The organism is Burkholderia sp. AU33423 (assembly GCF_002223135.1).
GTDB lineage: Bacteria > Pseudomonadota > Gammaproteobacteria > Burkholderiales > Burkholderiaceae > Burkholderia > Burkholderia lata_D.
This window is the reverse complement of sequence record NZ_NKFH01000004.1, coordinates 404,668-422,133: the sequence shown is the minus strand read 5'-3', so window position 1 is coordinate 422,133 and position 17,466 is coordinate 404,668. Positions and strand designations below refer to the sequence as shown.

The 17,466-nt window shown below is 65.1% G+C and carries 13 protein-coding genes; 7 read left to right on the top strand and 6 right to left on the bottom strand.

Annotated elements, in window-relative coordinates; all coding sequences use genetic code 11:
* Window positions 1-137: 137 nt before the first annotated feature.
* Complete coding sequence (locus tag CFB50_RS04570) at window positions 138-1,532, bottom strand: phosphomannomutase/phosphoglucomutase (RefSeq protein WP_089445078.1); 1,395 nt, start codon at window positions 1,530-1,532, stop codon at window positions 138-140.
* 263 nt (window positions 1,533-1,795) lie between these two features.
* Here CFB50_RS04570 and CFB50_RS04560 point away from each other — a divergent pair, with 263 nt between their 5' ends.
* The 5 genes from CFB50_RS04560 to CFB50_RS04540 are packed head-to-tail and all read left to right on the top strand — an operon-like array spanning window position 1,796 to window position 7,233.
* Window positions 1,796-3,052, top strand: coding sequence for a lipopolysaccharide biosynthesis protein (locus CFB50_RS04560; RefSeq protein WP_039361066.1), 1,257 nt, complete (start codon window positions 1,796-1,798; stop codon window positions 3,050-3,052).
* Window positions 3,049-3,873: a glycosyltransferase gene (locus CFB50_RS04555; protein ID WP_089445076.1), complete on the top strand. Its 825-nt coding sequence runs from the start codon at window positions 3,049-3,051 to the stop codon at window positions 3,871-3,873. The genes CFB50_RS04560 and CFB50_RS04555 overlap by 4 nt, the downstream gene beginning before the upstream one ends.
* A gap of 51 nt (window positions 3,874-3,924) precedes the next feature.
* Window positions 3,925-5,061 (top strand): glycosyltransferase family 4 protein, encoded by a 1,137-nt coding sequence (locus tag CFB50_RS04550; protein ID WP_089445075.1) that lies wholly within the window; start codon window positions 3,925-3,927, stop codon window positions 5,059-5,061.
* A 15-nt stretch (window positions 5,062-5,076) separates the two neighbouring features.
* Window positions 5,077-6,099 carry a UDP-glucose 4-epimerase GalE gene (galE, locus tag CFB50_RS04545; RefSeq protein WP_089445074.1) on the top strand — a complete coding sequence of 341 codons (1,023 nt, stop codon included), beginning with the start codon at window positions 5,077-5,079 and terminating at the stop codon, window positions 6,097-6,099.
* 27 nt (window positions 6,100-6,126) lie between these two features.
* Window positions 6,127-7,233: an MraY family glycosyltransferase gene (locus CFB50_RS04540; RefSeq protein ID WP_089445073.1), complete on the top strand. Its 1,107-nt coding sequence runs from the start codon at window positions 6,127-6,129 to the stop codon at window positions 7,231-7,233.
* Between the two features lie 99 nt (window positions 7,234-7,332).
* Here the strand turns inward: CFB50_RS04540 and CFB50_RS04535 are convergent, their stop codons facing one another.
* From CFB50_RS04535 to CFB50_RS04520, 4 genes are read right to left on the bottom strand one after another with little or no spacing between them, the layout of a single operon-like run.
* Window positions 7,333-9,207 (bottom strand): polysaccharide biosynthesis protein, encoded by a 1,875-nt coding sequence (locus tag CFB50_RS04535; RefSeq protein ID WP_089445072.1) that lies wholly within the window; start codon window positions 9,205-9,207, stop codon window positions 7,333-7,335.
* A gap of 12 nt (window positions 9,208-9,219) precedes the next feature.
* Window positions 9,220-10,236 carry an MraY family glycosyltransferase gene (locus tag CFB50_RS04530; protein ID WP_089445071.1) on the bottom strand — a complete coding sequence of 339 codons (1,017 nt, stop codon included), beginning with the start codon at window positions 10,234-10,236 and terminating at the stop codon, window positions 9,220-9,222.
* 5 nt (window positions 10,237-10,241) lie between these two features.
* Window positions 10,242-11,207: a UDP-glucose 4-epimerase family protein gene (locus CFB50_RS04525; protein ID WP_089445070.1), complete on the bottom strand. Its 966-nt coding sequence runs from the start codon at window positions 11,205-11,207 to the stop codon at window positions 10,242-10,244.
* Window positions 11,204-11,995, bottom strand: coding sequence for a glycosyltransferase family 2 protein (locus CFB50_RS04520; RefSeq protein ID WP_256978739.1), 792 nt, complete (start codon window positions 11,993-11,995; stop codon window positions 11,204-11,206). Before CFB50_RS04520 ends, CFB50_RS04525 begins: the two co-directional genes overlap by 4 nt.
* Before the next feature lie 353 nt (window positions 11,996-12,348).
* Between CFB50_RS04520 and CFB50_RS04515 the strand changes: the two genes are divergently transcribed.
* The gene (locus tag CFB50_RS04515; RefSeq protein ID WP_089445068.1) at window positions 12,349-14,724 is read left to right on the top strand and encodes a glycosyltransferase; all 2,376 of its coding nucleotides are present in this window, start codon (window positions 12,349-12,351) and stop codon (window positions 14,722-14,724) included.
* A 115-nt stretch (window positions 14,725-14,839) separates the two neighbouring features.
* Window positions 14,840-15,508, top strand: coding sequence for a NeuD/PglB/VioB family sugar acetyltransferase (locus CFB50_RS04510; RefSeq protein WP_089445067.1), 669 nt, complete (start codon window positions 14,840-14,842; stop codon window positions 15,506-15,508).
* A gap of 46 nt (window positions 15,509-15,554) precedes the next feature.
* Here the strand turns inward: CFB50_RS04510 and CFB50_RS04505 are convergent, their stop codons facing one another.
* The gene (locus CFB50_RS04505; RefSeq protein WP_256978737.1) at window positions 15,555-17,459 is read right to left on the bottom strand and encodes a glycosyltransferase family 2 protein; all 1,905 of its coding nucleotides are present in this window, start codon (window positions 17,457-17,459) and stop codon (window positions 15,555-15,557) included.
* Window positions 17,460-17,466 lie beyond the last annotated feature (7 nt).

Below are 17,466 nucleotides of genomic sequence, written 5' to 3'. Positions count from 1 at the left end.
AAAGAGGGGATTTTATCTCGCCCGGAGGGCCAGACAGACAAAAAGCGGCCGCACGCCCTTGGCGTGCGCCGCTTTTCGGGGATGGCGCGACGATCGGACTCACCGTCGCGCCGGTGGCGGCCCGAGGCCGCCGACGCTCAGAACGGCAGCTTGACGTCCGGCTTCGCGGCCGTCAGCACACGGCGGAAGTCCTCCTGGATGCGCTTGAGCCCTTCCTGGGTCTCCGACTCGAAACGCATCACGACGACCGGCGTCGTGTTCGACGAGCGCGCGAGGCCGAAGCCGTCCGGATACTCGACACGCAGGCCGTCGATCGTCACGACTTCCTCGGCGCCGTCGAACTTCGCCTCCTTCTGCAGCTTGTCGATCAGGCGGAAGTTCTCGCCTTCGTCGAGCCACAGCTGCAGTTCGGGCGTGCTCATCGCGTCCGGCAACCCGTTCAGCAGCGCGCTCGGATCGGCCGTCTTCGCGAGGATCTCGAGCAGGCGCGCGCCCGTGTAGAGACCGTCGTCGAAGCCGTACCAGCGATCCTTGAAGAACACGTGGCCGCTCATTTCACCGGCGAGCGGCGCCCCCGTCTCGCGCAGTTTCGCCTTCACGAGCGAATGGCCCGTCTTCCACATCAGCGGCTCGCCGCCCTTCGACTTCACCCATTGCGCGAGGTGGCGCGTGCACTTCACGTCGTAGATGATCTGCGCGCCCGGGTTGCGCGACAGCACTTCTTCCGCGAACAGCATCAGCTGGCGGTCCGGATAGATGATCTTGCCGTCCTTCGTGACGACGCCGAGGCGGTCGCCGTCGCCGTCGAACGCGAAGCCGATCTCGGCATCGGTGTCCTTCAGCGCCTGGATCACGTCCTGCAGGTTTTCCGGGTGGGCAGGATCCGGATGGTGGTTCGGGAACGTGCCGTCGATGTCGGTGAAGCGCTCGACGAGCTCGCAGCCGAGCGCCTTGAACAGGCGCGTCGCGAGCGGGCCGGCCACGCCGTTGCCGGCGTCGACGACGAGCTTCATCGGGCGGGCTGGCTTGATGTCGCCGACGATGCGCGCGATGTATTGATCGGCCACGTCGAACTGTTCGTACGAGCCGCTGCCCGTCTCGAAACGCTCGTCGACGATGCGCTGGTACAGCGCCTGGATCTGCTCGCCGTAGATCGCGGCACCGCGCAGCACCATCTTGAAGCCGTTGTAGTCGGGCGGGTTGTGGCTGCCCGTGACGACGATGCACGAATCGACGCGGCGCTCGCCGCCCTTCAGCGCGAGCGGGACGTTCGCCGCGAAATAACCGACCGGCGTGGGTACCATGCCGACGTCGACGACGTCGACGCCCGCCGCACGCAGACCGTCGGCCAGCGCGCCGACGAGGTCCGGCCCGGACAGGCGGCCGTCGCGCGCGACGACGACCGCATCGCCGCCCTGTGCACGCACTTCGCTGCCGAATGCCCGGCCGATCCCGCGTGCGGTGTCGGTGTCGAGCGTCTTGCCGACCACGCCACGAATGTCATAAGCCTTGAAGATGGATTGGGAGATCATCGATTCACTTCTCTCAGTTGCGTGCATGGAAAATTGTCTGGCTTGCCTGGCCGCCGCGCGCCGGTGCCGCGCATGATACATGCTGGCCCGGCACGGAGCGAAACCGCTGGCGCCGAACGGCGGGAGCGACCCCGATCCCACTTATAATCGCGGGTTTTGATGACTCGCATACCGCCCATTTTAATGCCTAGCTGTCCCGTCGCCGCCAACCTGCAGCCCCCGGGCGCCCTGCCGGCCGCCTCGCGCGCACGCCGCTGCCGCGCATGCTGAAGCGCTTCGGCAATCCGGACGTCGCGAAGGCCGTCGCGAATCTCGTCTGGCTGGGGCTCGAACGGCTCACGCAGATCGGCGTCGCGATCGCGATCAGCGGCCTGCTGGCCCGTTATTTCGGGCCAGATGTGTTCGGCAAATGGCAGTATGCGAATACGCTCCTCCTGGTACTGGCGCCGCTCACTTGGGTGTGCGGCGCGGAAATCCTCGTCCCGACCATCGTCCAGCGCCCGCCCGCCCAGCTCGGCGCGGTGCTCGGCAGCGCATTCGCGCTGCGCATCGCCGTCTCCGTCGCCGCACTCGTCGCGACCTGGATCGCGATCGCCGCGGGCGCCTTCGATCCGCTGGTCGGCGCGATGCTCGCGGGCCTCGCGGTCACGATGGTGTTCCGCGAGCCGTTCGTCGGCGTCATCAACGCGTGGCTGCAGAGCATGACCTACAGCAAGCCGCAGCTCGTCACCAGCATGGTCACGGCGCTGGTGAAGGCGCTGCTCGTCTGGCTGCTGGTCCGCGCGGCCGCAGGCCCCGCCCGCTTCGCGTGGCTGTGGGCGCTCGAGGCCGCCGCAATCGGCTTCGCGCTGCTGCTGTACTACCGGCATCGCAACGGCGGCGCGCTCGGCTGGACGTTCGACAAACCGCTGTTCAGGCACTTTGCAACGGCCGGCACGGTGTTCTGGCTCGGCCTCATCTGCATGTACCTGTTCCTGAAGCTCGACCGCCTGATGCTCGAGCGTCATGTTTCGTTCGCCGATCTCGGCCGCTACTCGGCCGCGCAGCAGCTCAACGAGAACTGGATCACGCTCGCGCTGATGCTCGCGCAGACGATCGCGCCCGCCTTCGTCTACCGCGTGCAGGACGTCGCGCGGCTGCGCCGCAACATCGTCCGGCTGATCGCGATGACGGCCTGCCTGATGACGGCCGGCGCGCTCGTGCTCGACGCCGCCGCCCCGCTGATCGTCGGCAAGGTGTTCGGCCACGGCTACGAGGCCTCGGTCGACATCTTCCGCTGGGCGGTCTGGCTGTCGGTGCCCGCCGGCATCGAGGCGATAGGCAATCTTATCGTTCTCAAATATCAAGCAAAATTCGTGTTGCTGTCGAAATGGCTGCTCGCGCTCGCGATCGCGGCGCTCGTCAACCTGTTCGCGATCCCGCGGCTCGGCCTGTACGGCGCGCTCGTCGGGCTGGCGGCCGGCTACCTGGCCGCCGCCGCCGTCAATTTTTATTACATCCGTTTCAAGCTGCGACCATGACGTCCCCTGATTGCCCGACCCCGCTCGACGACGTGGCCGTGCTGATGCCGGCCTACAACGGGCACGACGACGTCGTTCGGACCCTCGCCTCGTTTCGCGAGGACACGCCCGTGCACGTGCTGATCGTCGATGACGGCAGCACGCCGCCGATCGTCGCGCCCGACCTGCCCGGCCTCACGATCGACGTGCTGCGCATGCCGCAGAACGGCGGTATCGAGCGTGCGCTCGCCGCCGGCATCGACGCGCTCGCCGCGCGCGGCTTCCGCTATGCCGCGCGCATCGACGCGGGCGATCTCGCCGCGCCGCAGCGCCTCGCGAAAGAGCGCGCGTACCTCGGCGCCCACCCGCGCGTGGCCTGTGTCGGCATGTGGACGCAAGTCGTGTCGCGTGCCGGCGAGCCGCGCTTCATGCTGACGCCGCCCGCCGATCCGCGCACGCTGCGCCGCACGCGCTTCCTGCGCTCGCCGCTCGTGCATCCGTCGGTGATGCTGCGCATCGACGCCGTGCGGGAAGTGGGGAACTATCGGGCGAAATACCGTGCGGCCGAGGATCTCGATCTTTTTTTACGGTTAATGCAACGCTACGATTGCGCGAACCTGCCGGAACTGGGTCTCTATTACGAACTGAACGAGGGCGGGATCAGTGCGACCAAGCGCCGGCGCCAGCTGGTGTCGACGCTCACACTGCTGCTGAGCCACTTCAACGCGCTGAACCCGTACGACTGGGCCGGCCTCGCCAAGAACCTGCTGCATTTCGTGACGCCGTACCGGACGTTGCAGCGGATCAAGCAGACGCTGTTCGCCGCGCGGCCGTCCGCGTGACGCCCATTCGGCGTATCCGGCATTTACGACGCTTTATTTATTCTTTTTTTCATGTCCGCCACCTCCCCGCTGCGCATCGCGCTCGTCTGCAACACGGCCTGGGCGATCTACACGTATCGCCACGGGCTGATCCGGGCGCTCGTCGCGCGCGGCGCCGAGGTCATCGTCATTGCGCCGCACGACCGCACGGTGCCGCTGCTCGAGCAGATGGGCTGCCGCTACGTGGCGCTGGCGGTTGCATCGAAAGGCACGAGCCCGCGCGAGGATCTCGGCACGCTCGCCGCGCTGGTGCGTCACTACCGCGCGCTGAAGCCCGATCTCGTGTTCCATTACACGATCAAGCCGAACATCTACGGCTCGGTCGCCGCGTGGCTCGCGCGCGTGCCGTCGATCGCGGTGACGACCGGGCTCGGCTACGTCTTCATCCAGAAGAGCCGCGCGGCAAGCGTCGCGAAGCGCCTGTACCGGTTCGCGTTCCGCTTCCCGCGTGAAGTGTGGTTCCTGAACCGCGACGATCTCGCGACCTTCACCGACGAGCAGTTGCTCGCGCATCCCGATCGCGCGCGGCTGCTGCACGGCGAAGGCGTCGATCTCGAACAGTTCGCGCCCGTGCCGCTGCCCGCCGGCGACGCACCCGTCTTCATCCTGATCGGCCGGCTGCTGTGGGACAAGGGCGTGCGCGAATACGTGGAGGCCGCGCGCATCGTGCGCGCGCGCTTGCCGAATGCGCGCTTCCAGTTGCTCGGACCGCTCGGCGTCGACAATCCAAGCGCAATCGGCCGCGCGGATGTCGATGCGTGGGCCGGCGAAGGCGTGATCGAATATCTCGGCGAAGCGCACGACGTGCGCCCGCATATCGCGGCGGCCGACTGCGTCGTGCTGCCGTCGTACCGCGAAGGCGTGCCGCGCACGCTGATGGAAGCATCGGCGATGGGCCGCCCGATCGTCGCGACCGACGTGCCGGGTTGCCGCGACGTCGTCGCCGACGGCGAAACGGGCTTTCTGTGCCGCGTGCGCGACAGCGCGAGCCTCGCGGAGCAGTTGCTCCGCATGATCGAACTCGGAACGGCCGGCCGCGACGCGATGGGCGCGCGCGGCCGGCAGAAGGTCACGGCGGAATTCGACGAACAGCAGGTCGTCGAACGCTACCGGCGTACTATCCATTCGTTAACCGGTATCACCCTCTGAAGGAGCGCATCAGCAATGACCGCGAAAGGCACCATCCTCGTCACCGGCGGAGCGGGCTATATCGGCTCGCACACGACCGTCGAACTGCTCGGCAACGGCTACGACGTCGTGATCGTCGACAACCTCGTCAACAGCAAGGCCGAATCCGTGCGCCGCATCGAGCGGATAACGGGCAAGACGCCCGCGTTCCACCAGGTCGACGTGTGCGACGAAGCCGCGCTCGCGAAGGTGTTCGACGCACACCCGATCACCGGCACGATCCATTTCGCCGCGCTCAAGGCCGTCGGCGAATCGGTGGAGAAGCCGCTCGAGTACTACCAGAACAACATCGGTGGCCTGCTTGCCGTGCTCAAGGTCATGCGCGAGCGCAACGTCAAGCAGTTCGTGTTCAGCTCGTCCGCAACCGTATACGGCGTGCCCGAGCGCTCGCCGATCGACGAATCGTTCCCGCTGTCCGCGACGAACCCGTATGGCCAGTCGAAGCTGATCGCCGAGCAGATCCTGCGCGATCTCGAAACCTCGGACCCGACGTGGCGGATCGCGACGCTGCGCTACTTCAACCCGGTCGGCGCGCACGCGAGCGGGCTGATCGGCGAGGACCCGGCCGGCATCCCGAACAACCTGATGCCGTATGTCGCGCAGGTCGCGGTCGGCAAGCTGGAAAAGCTGCGCGTGTTCGGCTCCGACTACCCGACGCCGGACGGCACCGGCGTGCGCGACTACATCCATGTCGTCGATCTCGCGAAGGGGCACATCGCCGCGCTCGACGCGCTCGCGAAGCGCGACGCGAGCTTCGTCGTGAACCTCGGCACGGGCCAGGGCTACAGCGTGCTGGAAGTCGTGCGCGCGTTCGAGAAGGCGTCGGGCCGCCCGGTGCCGTACGAGCTCGTCGCCCGCCGCCCGGGCGACATCGCCGAGTGCTACGCGAACCCGCAGGCCGCGGCCGACATCATCGGCTGGCGTGCCGCGCTCGGCATCGAAGAAATGTGTGCCGACCACTGGCGATGGCAGGAGGGGAACCCGCGCGGTTTTGTATAATCCGCTGTCCATTTTTCGAGCGATCCCATGCTCAGCTTCGCGTCCGGCTTCATCGTTTCCCTGCTCGTCACGCTGTTCATCGTGCGCTATGCGCACCTTCACGAGAAATTCTCGATCGACAGCGATCTGGCCGGTGTGCAGAAATTCCACGTGCGGCCCGTGCCGCGGGTCGGGGGCATCGGGATCCTCGCGGGCGTCGTCATTGCCGCGCTGATCCTGTCCCGGCGCTATCCGACGATCGCCGGCAGCATTCTCGGGATCGTTGCCTGCGGAATGCCGGCGTTCCTGTCAGGCCTCGTCGAGGACCTGACGAAGCGCGTGTCGCCGCGCGCGCGGCTGCTCTGCACGATGGGGGCGGCCGCGCTGGCGTTCTGGCTGCTGGGCATCGCGGTCAAGCGCATCAGCGTGCCGCCGCTCGATTTCCTGCTCGGCTACGTGGTCATCTCGGCGTTCATCACCGTGCTCGCGGTCGCGGCGCTCGCGAACGCGATCAACATCATCGACGGCTTCAACGGGCTCGCGTCGATGGTCAGCTTCATGATGTTCGCGTCGCTCGCGTATGTCGCTTTCCACGTCAACGACCCGGTCGTGATGTCCGCGTCGATCATCATGATGGGCGCCGTGCTCGGGTTTTTCCTGTGGAATTTCCCGGCCGGACTGATCTTCCTCGGCGACGGCGGCGCGTACTTCATCGGCTTCATGCTCGCGGAGCTCGCGATCATGCTCGTGATGCGCAACCGCGAGGTGTCCGCGTGGTACCCGGTGCTGCTGTTCATGTACCCGATCTTCGAGACCTGCTTTTCGATCTACCGGAAGAAATTCATCCGCGGGATGTCGCCCGGCATCCCGGACGGTGTGCATCTGCATATGCTCGTGTACAAGCGGCTGATGCGCTGGGCCGTGGGGACGAAGCATGCGCACGATCTGACGCGGCGCAATTCGCTGACGTCGCCGTACCTATGGCTGCTGTGCCTCGTCGCGGTGATTCCCGCGACGCTGTTCTGGCGGCATACGGTGCACCTGTTCGTGTTCGTCGTGCTGTTTGCGCTGACCTATGTCTGGCTGTACATCAGCATCGTGCGGTTCCGCGCGCCGAGGTGGATGGTGGTACGCAAACACCGGCCCAGTCGCTGAGCCGTTCTCGGCCCGGCATGAAAAAAGCGCCCTGCGGGGCGCTTTTCTTTTTGGCCGGCCGGCTGGCCGCTGTGGCGGCGACCACACGGACCTCCGCGTTCAGCGGTTCGACGCGACCCGTACGCTCTTCAGCGCCGGAACGGCAGCCGTCTGATACTCGGGCACCCAGCGCCGCAGGTCGCGCCGCACTTCGTCATCGGGCAGGACACGATGCTGCATCAGCCACGGCAGCAGCTCGTCGAGGAAATTGTCCGGCACTTCCCGCGCCCGCGCGATTCGCAGCTTCGGATGCGGGGTACGCGTCGTTGCCTCGTCATCGGCGAGCAGTTCCTCATAGAGCTTCTCGCCGGGCCGCAGCCCGGTGAATTCGATCCGGATCTGCTCTTCCGAGAAACCGTACAGGCGGATCAGGTCGCACGCCAGATCGACGATCTTCACCGGCTCGCCCATGTCGAGAATGAAGATCTCGCCGCCATGCCCCATGCTCGACGCCTGCAGCACCAGCTGCGACGCTTCCGGAATCGTCATGAAGAAGCGCGTGATCTCCGGGTGCGTGACCGTGACCGGGCCGCCCTTCGCGATCTGCTGCTGGAACTTCGGGATCACGCTGCCCGCGCTGCCGAGCACGTTACCGAAGCGCACCGTCTCGAACTGCGTGCGCCCGCTCGTCTGCTGCAGCGCCTGACAGGCCATTTCGGCGAGGCGCTTGCTCGCGCCCATCACGTTGGTCGGATTGACGGCCTTGTCGGTCGAGATCAGCACGAAGTGACGCACATCGTGGCGAATCGCCGCGCGGGCCACGCGATAGGTGCCGAGCACATTGTTGCGCAGCGCCTGCCACGCGTTGTGCTCCTCCATCAGCGGCACGTGCTTGTAGGCAGCCGCGTGGAACACGATGTGCGGCGCATGACGCGACATCACCTGGTCGAGCAGCAGCGAATCCTTCGCATCGCCGATGATCGGCACGACAGGCAGGTCGGGGAAGCGCTCGCGCAGCTCCTCGGTCAGCCGGTACATCGCGTACTCGGACAGGTCGAACGCGACGAGCTGCGCCGGCGCGAAGCGCAGGATCTGCCGGCACAGCTCGGAGCCGATCGACCCGCCCGCGCCCGTCACCATCACGACGCGGCCGCGCAGCAATGCTTCGACATGCGGCGTGTCGATCGTCACCGCGTCGCGGCCGAGCAGATCCTCGAGATCGATGTTTCGTACCTGCGACAGGAAGCCCTGCCCCGGCATCAGCGCGGTCAGCGACGGCAGCACCATCGCCTTCACGCCGGCCCGCACGCACAGCGTCGCGACTCGGCGCTGTGTTTCGACCGACGCTGACGGAATCGCGATGATCGCGTAATCGACCTTCATTGCATCGGTCCAGTGCTTGAGGTCGTTGAACGAGCCCAGCACCTTGTAGCCGTAGATTTCGCGGCCCTGCTTCGTGACGTCGTCGTCGAGCAGGCCGACGAGGCGCCATTCGCCCGAGCGCGACAGTTCGCGGGCGAGGCTCGCGCCTGCCGTACCGGCGCCGAGCACCAGCACCGGCTTGCCCTTGCCGACGAGCCCGCCGTACAGGTAGTACTCCTTCGTCGCGCGATACAGCGCGCGTGCGCCGCCCATCGCCAGAAACAGCATCAGGGGCGACACGAGCAGCACCGAGCGCGGAATGATCGGCACCGGCTGGAACATCACGGCGCCAATCATCACGATCACGCCACCGCCACCCACTGCCTTCGCGATACGCATCAGGTCTGGCAGGCTCGCGAACACCCACAGCCCGCGATACAGGCCGAACACGTGGAACATCAGCGCGTACACGGGCAGCACCCACGTCAGCGCCATCAGCGCGCCGCTCAGGAAATCGGTCGGGACGCTACCGTTGAATCGGACGAGATAGGCGAACAACCACGCTGCAAGCACCGCCAGCAGGTCGAACAGGAAAGCACTCAATGACAGCCAAGATGCTTTGGATCGCAACATCGGCGGGAGACCTCAAGATTTGTTTTCGGTGGCCATGCCGACACGGCGCCAGCGCGCGTCGATCACGCAACCGATGCACGCAAGAACGCCATACCAGGCGACAAACAGCCCCCACTGCTGCAGTGTGGGACGGCCCAACGCCCACAGGGCTACAATTATGCCCGCGAGCATCACGAGGTACCAGTAGATGGCAGTGCGCCGATGACCGGTGCCGGAGCGAACCATGCGCTGATAATAATGCTCCCGGTGCGCCTGCCAGAACTTTTCGCCGCGTAACAAACGTCTCGCAAGTGTTACAGATGCATCCGCAATAAAGGGCGAGAACACCATCGCCGGAAACCAGATCGGCCAGACCCCGCCTCGCCACCCCCAGTAACCGAGCGCGCCCGCCATGAACCCAAGCGGAATCGAGCCCGCGTCGCCGAGAAACAGCTTCGCTGGATGGAAATTCAGCAGCAGGAAGCCGAACGCGGCGCCTGCGATCGCCGCGCCGCCCGCCACGAGATCCGGCTCCGGCTGCGCGCCCGCCAGGGCGGCGGCCGCATACGCGCCGAAGCCGAATAGCGCCATGCCACCGGCAAGGCCGTCCGCGCCGTCCATGAAATTGTACAGATTGGTCAGCCAAACCATTCCGAAACCGATGCCGACGAGAAGCCACCACGGCGCGGCGGCCGGATAGACGACGATCAGCGCGACGACCGCGGCAAGGTGTGCCGCGAACCGGACCCGCGCGGGCAGCCCGCGCCGATCGTCGAGTTGCGACAGCGCGGCGAGGCCCGCAGCGGCCACGGCGACCAGCCACATCGACGGCGCGAGCCACAGCATTGCGATCACGGACACCGGCACAATGCCCCAGCCGCCCACACGCGGCGTCGGCAGTGTATGCAGCGAACGGTCGTTCGGAATATCGGTCGCGAGGCGCCAGGCCAGCCCCGTCGCGAGCAGCGTCCGCAGGATAAGGGTCGAGGCGAAGGCAGCGGCTATTGCGACGCCGGCCACCGTGAGCCACGTGGTAATCGCGGGATGCATATTGTCTATTTCTGTTTGTCGCGCGAACGATACCACGCGGCGGTCGCCTCGAGGCCCTGTCTCGTCGTATAAGGTGGTCGCCAGTCGAGCATGCGCTTCATGCGGCCGGTGTCGAGCTGCAGGCTGCCCGTCAGGCGGTCGACGGCGGCGCTGCGGCCGGTCAGCCTGCCGAGCGTGCGTAGCATCGCGGCCGGTACAGGGAACAGCCGTGCCGGCCTGCCGAGCGCGTCGCCGACCAGCCTCAGCAACCCGGCCACCGACGGCGCGTCGTCGTCGGCGACATGAAAGCACTCGCCCGCTGCCCTTGGATCGGTTGCGCACCGCAGCAGCGCGTCAGCGAGGTTGTCGATATAGACGAGGCTGCGGCGTGCCTCGATCGCGCCGAGCGGGAGCGGCAATCCTCGCGCGACGGCGTCCATCATTCGCAGGAAGTTGGCCCGCACGCCGGGGCCGTAGACGAGCGGCGGACGGACGGTGACTACATCGATGCCCGCCTGCCGCCCGAATTGCGCGAGTGCCTGCTCCGCATGCAGTTTCGAACGGCCGTATGGATCCTGCGGTGCGGGTACGATGTCCTCCGCGAGCGGCACGCCGCGATCGCCCTCGGCGATTGCCTTGATGCTGCTGGCAAATACGAAGCGGCGTGCGCCGTGCGCATGCGCCGCTTCGGCAACGCGCAGCGTCCCTGCGACGTTGGTCGCCTCGAACGCGGCATCCGGATCTGGCGATTCGTCGTGCATCACATGGACACGCGCGGCCAGGTGGATCACGCAATCGGCCTCCAGATCATCCGGCCACGCGTGCGCGAGCCCGGCGAAATCCGGCGCGTCATGCACCCACTCGCGAACGCCGTCGACGCATCCGCCGGGACGGCGTACCAGCGCCGTGACCGTATGTCCTGCCGCGAGCGCCAGCCGGCAGACCGCACGGCCGACGAAGCCGTTTGCCCCCGTCACGACGATGCGAGTCACCACAGCCTCCAGCCAAAGCGGTTATAGAACTTGAACGCCGACGCCGCGAACATGCGGATGTGCGCGGAACCCTTGCGGGATGCGCCGCCGCCGTGATGAATCACGCGCGCCAGCGGCAGGTAGACCGTTCGTGCGCACTCACCGGTCCGCAAGCTGAGGTCGTAGTCCTCGAAGTAGAGGAAATAGCGTGGATCGAAGCCCTGCAGACGCGCGAGCACATCGGTGCGGAACAGCATGAAACAGCCGCTGACGATAGGCGGATCCCACACGACGTCGGTTTCATTGATACGGTCGCGCATCTCGTAACTTGCCAGCCGTCGCTCGAACGGCGGGCGCAAGGCCGCAGGCAGGAATCCCCTGACCAGAAGATCCACCAGCGCCGGATAGCGGCGGCACAGATACTGGATCCGTCCCGATTCGTCACCGATGCGCGGCGACAGCAAACCTGCTTCAGGATGCGCGTCGAGAAAGTCGAGCGCGTGCACGAGCGCATCCGGCTCGAGGTCGATATCGGGATTCAGGATCAGGTGATAGCGGCTGCGTGCCGCTTCGATCGCAAGGTTGTGCCCGCGTCCGTAGCCAACGTTGCCGTGACCGGACAGCACGCTACAGGAGATGCCGGCCTGCTCGAATGCGGCAAGATCGGCTGCGAAATCCGGCAAGCCGCCGTTGTCGACAAGGCAAACGCTGATGGCACCGCCGCCGCGCACGGCCCGGAGACGCGCGCACGCCGCACGGAGGCTGGAGAACGTACGAGCGAGGAGTGCCTCGTCCGGATGGTACGTCACGATGGAAATCGACAGTATTTCGTCGACGGGGTGCGGTGAGCGAGTGGATGCTTGCGGATGAGAAGTCACGTGCTGACTATTGTTTACATTTTGCGCGTAAGGCGCGTTACTAGTGTGCGCAGGCAGGCCAGCCCGCGCAACCGAGATTGCCATTTGTAGCAATTATGACGTGGCGGCGCGCGCCACAGGCGCCATGACCGGAAAAAGGGGCACAAGGCAGGGGCTCATCTGCACGGAGCGGGCAGCCCTCGCGTGCGCTGCCCCCGCCCCCGCGGGCGGGTGCGCGCGCCGAAACGCCAAATGCTTCTGTATATAATGCGTGACCTCGATACGCATCCGGCCAGCTGCACCCTATGTTTGATATTTCGGTGATTCTCAACGCCCACAATGAGGGCGGCATCATCAACCGGACGTTGCGGTCCCTGACTGAAGCGGCAGACTTCGCAAGAGCCCGCGGTATCACCCTGGAAATTGTCGTCGTCCTTGATAACCCGAACGAAGCGACCCGCTCCGTCATCGCGTCGGCAGATTTCTCCAGTTTTGATGGGGTCCAGACGATCGAGGTCTCGAACCGGTCGCTGGGCCTGAGCCGAAACTCCGGTTGCGCAATTGCACGAGGCGAATATTTCGCCACGGCCGACGCCGACGATCTCGTGTCGTTCAATTTCTTCGTCGAAGCGCTAGCGGCTGCGAAGCAGTACGGCAACGATGCCCTGCTGTTCCCGCAGTACCTGATCGCATTCGGTTCGATGTACTTCATTACCGAGTACGGCGAAGCGGATCTGATGCCGTTCCTGCTTGCGGACATCCATCCGTACGTGTCGCGCGTGTTCTTCCATCGCTCGACATTCGATCGTCTCAAGTACGTTCACTGCGACACGCAACGCGGCCACGCATTCGAAGACTGGCACTTCAATTCGTGTGCGATTGCGCTCGGGATGAAGGCGCACTACATCCCCGATACGGTTCTGTACTATCGTCAGCGCCAGCAAAGCATCATGGCAACCGCGCGCAACCAGAGCGTCGAGCTCGAAACGCCGGACACCAACCTGTTCGCCCCGGACGTCTACCTGCGCGTATTCGCCGACGATTATCGCGCGTATCGCGCCGGCGAACGTACGCTGCCGCCGTGGTACGACGTCAAGCAGAAGTTCCTCGGCAGCCGGATGCTGTCGGATATGACCGAAGCCGCCAACCGGATCGATCCTGCCGTCGATACGTTGTCGCTGCGGCACGGCAGCCAGACGAGCGCGATGTGGTCGACGCCCGAGCCCTCCGCGGTCTACTACGAAATGTGCGAAGCCATTCGCGACGCCGGACCGATTACGGACGTGTTCCTGATTCCGTTCCTGCCCGCCGGCGGCGCGGAGCGCTACGTTCTCGACGTAATGAACGGCCTGCTGGCAAGCGGTGCGTCGAAACGCATCCTCGTGCTGTCCGGCGAACCAATGGACAAGCATGCGTGGCTGTCGCGGCTGCCAGACGCTGCGATCTTCATCGACGTCGCGGTGCTCGGCAAGGATCTCGACGATCGTCAACGCGATCGCATCACCGCACGCCTGATTCGCGCAGCGGCGCCCGACGCCCGGCTGCACATTCGTGCGTGCGTGTTTTCGCATCGCATGCTGAGCCGCCATTTCGCGCAATTCAGCGGACGTGATGTCACGTACTATCGTTTCTGCGACACGCGCGTCTATGAAGACGACGTCTCGATCATTTCGGGCGGCGCGGTCGAGTTTCTGACGAACAACATCCAGCACATCACACGGATCGTCACCGACAACGAACAGACCGTCGTCGACGACAAGTTCATCTTCGGCGCCGGCGCGTCCCGCTGGATCAATCTCCCCGCGCTGCTGCACGGCGTCAAGGAGCCGACGATTCATGCGACACCGCGACGACGCCTGCTGTGGGCGTCGCGGCTGGACGGCCAGAAGCGGCCGCAACTGGCCGTCGCGCTGTCGAAGTACTTCGCGCAGAGCGGCACCGGCATCACGCTCGACCTGTATGGCGGCATCACGCCAGGCTTCGAAATCGACTTGACCGGCGCAAACTACAAAGGGCCGTTCTCGGCGTTCGCGGATCTTCCGCTGCACGAGTACGACGCGCTCGTCTATACGTCGTGGTTCGACGGATTGCCGAACGTGATTCTCGAAGCCATGGGCTCGGGACTCCCGGTCATCGCACCGAACATCGGCGGCATCGGCGAAGCCGTGCTCGACGGTCAAACCGGCATGCTCATCGAGGCATCCAACGACATCGACGAAGCCGTCGACGCGTATCGGGAGGCCATCGAGCGCCTGTACGCACAACCCGATCTGCTCGGAGCGCTGTCGAAGCGCGCTTCCGACTACGTTCACGACAAGCACGGCGACGCACAGTACGTCGCGAACATTCAGCGGATATTCGGTATGAATGCCTCCCATCAAGAATCCCATCCGCCTGCTCAGGTGCCCGCCGATCAAGCCGCTTCGTCCGCGGAAAACCAGGAAGAACTGCGTCGATTGAGACGGGAACTCGCAGACGCGCGCGCAAAGCTGCTCGTTCATGCGCGCGAATCCGATCTCCTCAGGAACGAGTCCGTCGAACTGCGGCAGTACGCGAACCAGTGGGTCGCGTTTCAGCGCGCACGGATATTCATCATCTATCGCGCGTATCTGCGCCTTCACCGGATTCCGGTACTGGGTCCGCTGCTGCGGGCGATCATGCGGCCGTTTACAGGAAGGTGATCGCCGGTCCGTGCCGCCGCCATACCGCGCAAGCCGGTCGGGCAACCCGCATAATGAGGTTGCCCGCCGTGTATCGCTACCTTTAGACTGCTCCCCATTCAGACCGGAGTAAATGATGGAGCGAATCGCTATTTACGGGTGCGGCGGGTTCGGGCGCGAGATCCTGCCGCTGGCACGGCAACATCAAGCCCGGACCGGTACCGGTTCGGCATCCGGAATCGTCTTCGTCTCCGACACGCCGTCGGAAATCGGCACCGTCCAAAATGGCGTCGAAGTCATTTCCTTCGATGCCCTCATCACGCCGGCGCATCGCGACCGCGCGGTCGTCGTGTCGCTCGGCTCGTCCGCGGCCCGCCGCACGCTGGTCCAGCGCTGCGAAAGCGAAGGCCTCGCGTTCGGATCACTGACTGCCGGTTCGCATGTGTCGCTCGACAACGTCGAGGTTGGCGAGGGTGCGGTGTTCTGCGATTTCTCGATGTGCACATCGGATATCAAGATCGGCCGCCATTTCCAGTGCAACATCTACAGCTATGTCGCTCACGACTGCGTAGTCGGCGATTTTGTGACGTTCGCTCCGCGCGTCGCCTGTAACGGCCGGATCGTGATCGAAGACGATGCCTACATCGGTACGGGCGCGGTGCTGAAGCAAGGCACGCCCGACAAACCCCTGACGATCGGCAAGGGTGCGGTGATCGGTATGGGGGCCGTCGTGACCAAGGACGTACCACCGGGCATGACCGTTGTCGGCAACCCGGCTGCGCCGATGGTGAAACGGCCGGCGTGAACCGCGCAGGCGCACGCCGTGGTGTGCGCGTCGCGCGCCGCCGCGGTCAGTCAGGCTGCTCCTGTCCGTGCGCGACCATCACACCTGGCTGCACGTACCCGAGCAGGCCCGCATAGGTTTCGGCACTCGTCCACACGATGCGGTCGAAGTACGAATTGAATTCCCGCAGGAAATTGAGCACGGGAGGCGGTGCGTCCGCCGCGACGAACATCTCGCATCGTCGCCCCTGCCGCCACGCTTCCTTCAGTTGAGCAATCGACGGCATCGATCTCGCGTCGCTCGAAAACCGCTCGACCGGCCCGGTTCGATCGCGCCCGCCACAGAGCCATCTGGCGGCAAACTGCCGGCGAACGATATTGGTCTTCCTGAACTGGCCGACGCTGTCCGACGACGTGACGGATCGCGTATGGATCCGATGCCGATAGAGCGGCTCATGCAGGTAGTGGAAGCTGCCGAATTCCGCGATCTTCAGCGCCAGTTCCCAATCCTGGATGCCGGAATACGCGTCGATCGAACCACCTGACTGCAGATATGCATCGCGTCGAATGACCTTCAGGTGCGACGCGACCATGCCGTCGAGCAGATCGTCCTTGATGCCCTCGTCGTTCCTGAACGCAATTGCCGGATATCCGCCGTAGTCGGCCCGCCGGATTTCGTTGCCACTTTCGTCGATGTCGAACCGGTCCGTGAACAGGTAATCGCATGGCTGCCCCTGCGTCACGACTTGCGCGACACGAGACAGCGCGCCGAGCGCCAATGCATCGTCACAATCGACGAAGGCAACGTATTCTCCGACCGCCTGCGCGACCGCCTCGTTCTGCGTGCGCGAAATGCCCTTGTTCTCGCTGTTGAGGACAATCCGCACGTTCGGGTGAGTTCCCTGCAACGCGCGCAACAGCGCCGTCGTACGCGCATCGGGAGAACAATCGTCGACGCAAATGATCTCGAATGCGACGTCCTGCTGCTCGATAACGGACAGCAGGCAACCATCGATATAGTCGAAATGGTTGTATGCGGGGATCACGACGCTGATGAGCGGCGCCGCCGACACCGGCATCTTCGCGATGGCCGCCTGCAAGCGCGCGAGCTTCTGCGCGTGCAGATCGACGGGAACGGCCGGCGACGCGGCAGCGCCCGATCCGGCTGCACGCGGGAGGCCGCGCAACTGCGCGATTTCCTCTGCGTACGCAGGGTGCTTCCGATAGAAATTCTCGAACCAGTCGACCGCAGACTCGAAAAACGCCGGTTCGCGCGCGGACACCATCGCGTCGATCTTGGCAGCCGCGTGCAGCCAGCTCTTGCCCATCTTCACATAGGACCGGCGCATGCTTTGCGCGTGCTGCCGGTAGATCGCGTTGTGCGCGTTGATATAGGCCATCCGTGCGCCGCGCGCACTCAGGCCGCACCAGAACAGCCAGTCTTCCTTGGCGCGCGCGGATGTATCGAACGGCGTGTCCAGCAGCACGGCGCGGCGGAACAGTGCGCAATGAATCGGAATCGCGAAGCCGCGCTCCCATTTGTACAGAAAATCGGACAGCACGAGCGCCGAATGTGCGATCGCCTCGTCATGCTTCGAAAAGACCGAGCGGGAATCGTCACACAACAGGAAGTTGGACACCGATACGTCGAGCGCATTCGCCACCTGGAAATGCGCAACCTGCAAGTCGAGCTTCGGCGGAACGATGAGGTCGTCCGCGTCCAGCAATTGCACGAATTCGCCGTTCGCAGCGGCAATACCCGTGTTGCGCGCGCCCGAAAGCCCCGCGTTCTGCTGCGAAATCACCCGTACTGCGGGCGACAGCGCTTCCGCCGCACGTAAGTGGATATCGGTCCGGGATGCCGTGCTGCCGTCGTCGACGACGATGATTTCCAACGGCCCGCGGTATGCGTCGAGCACCGACGAGATCGACTCATTCAGATACTGCGCCTGATTGAAACAGGGGATTACCACCGATACG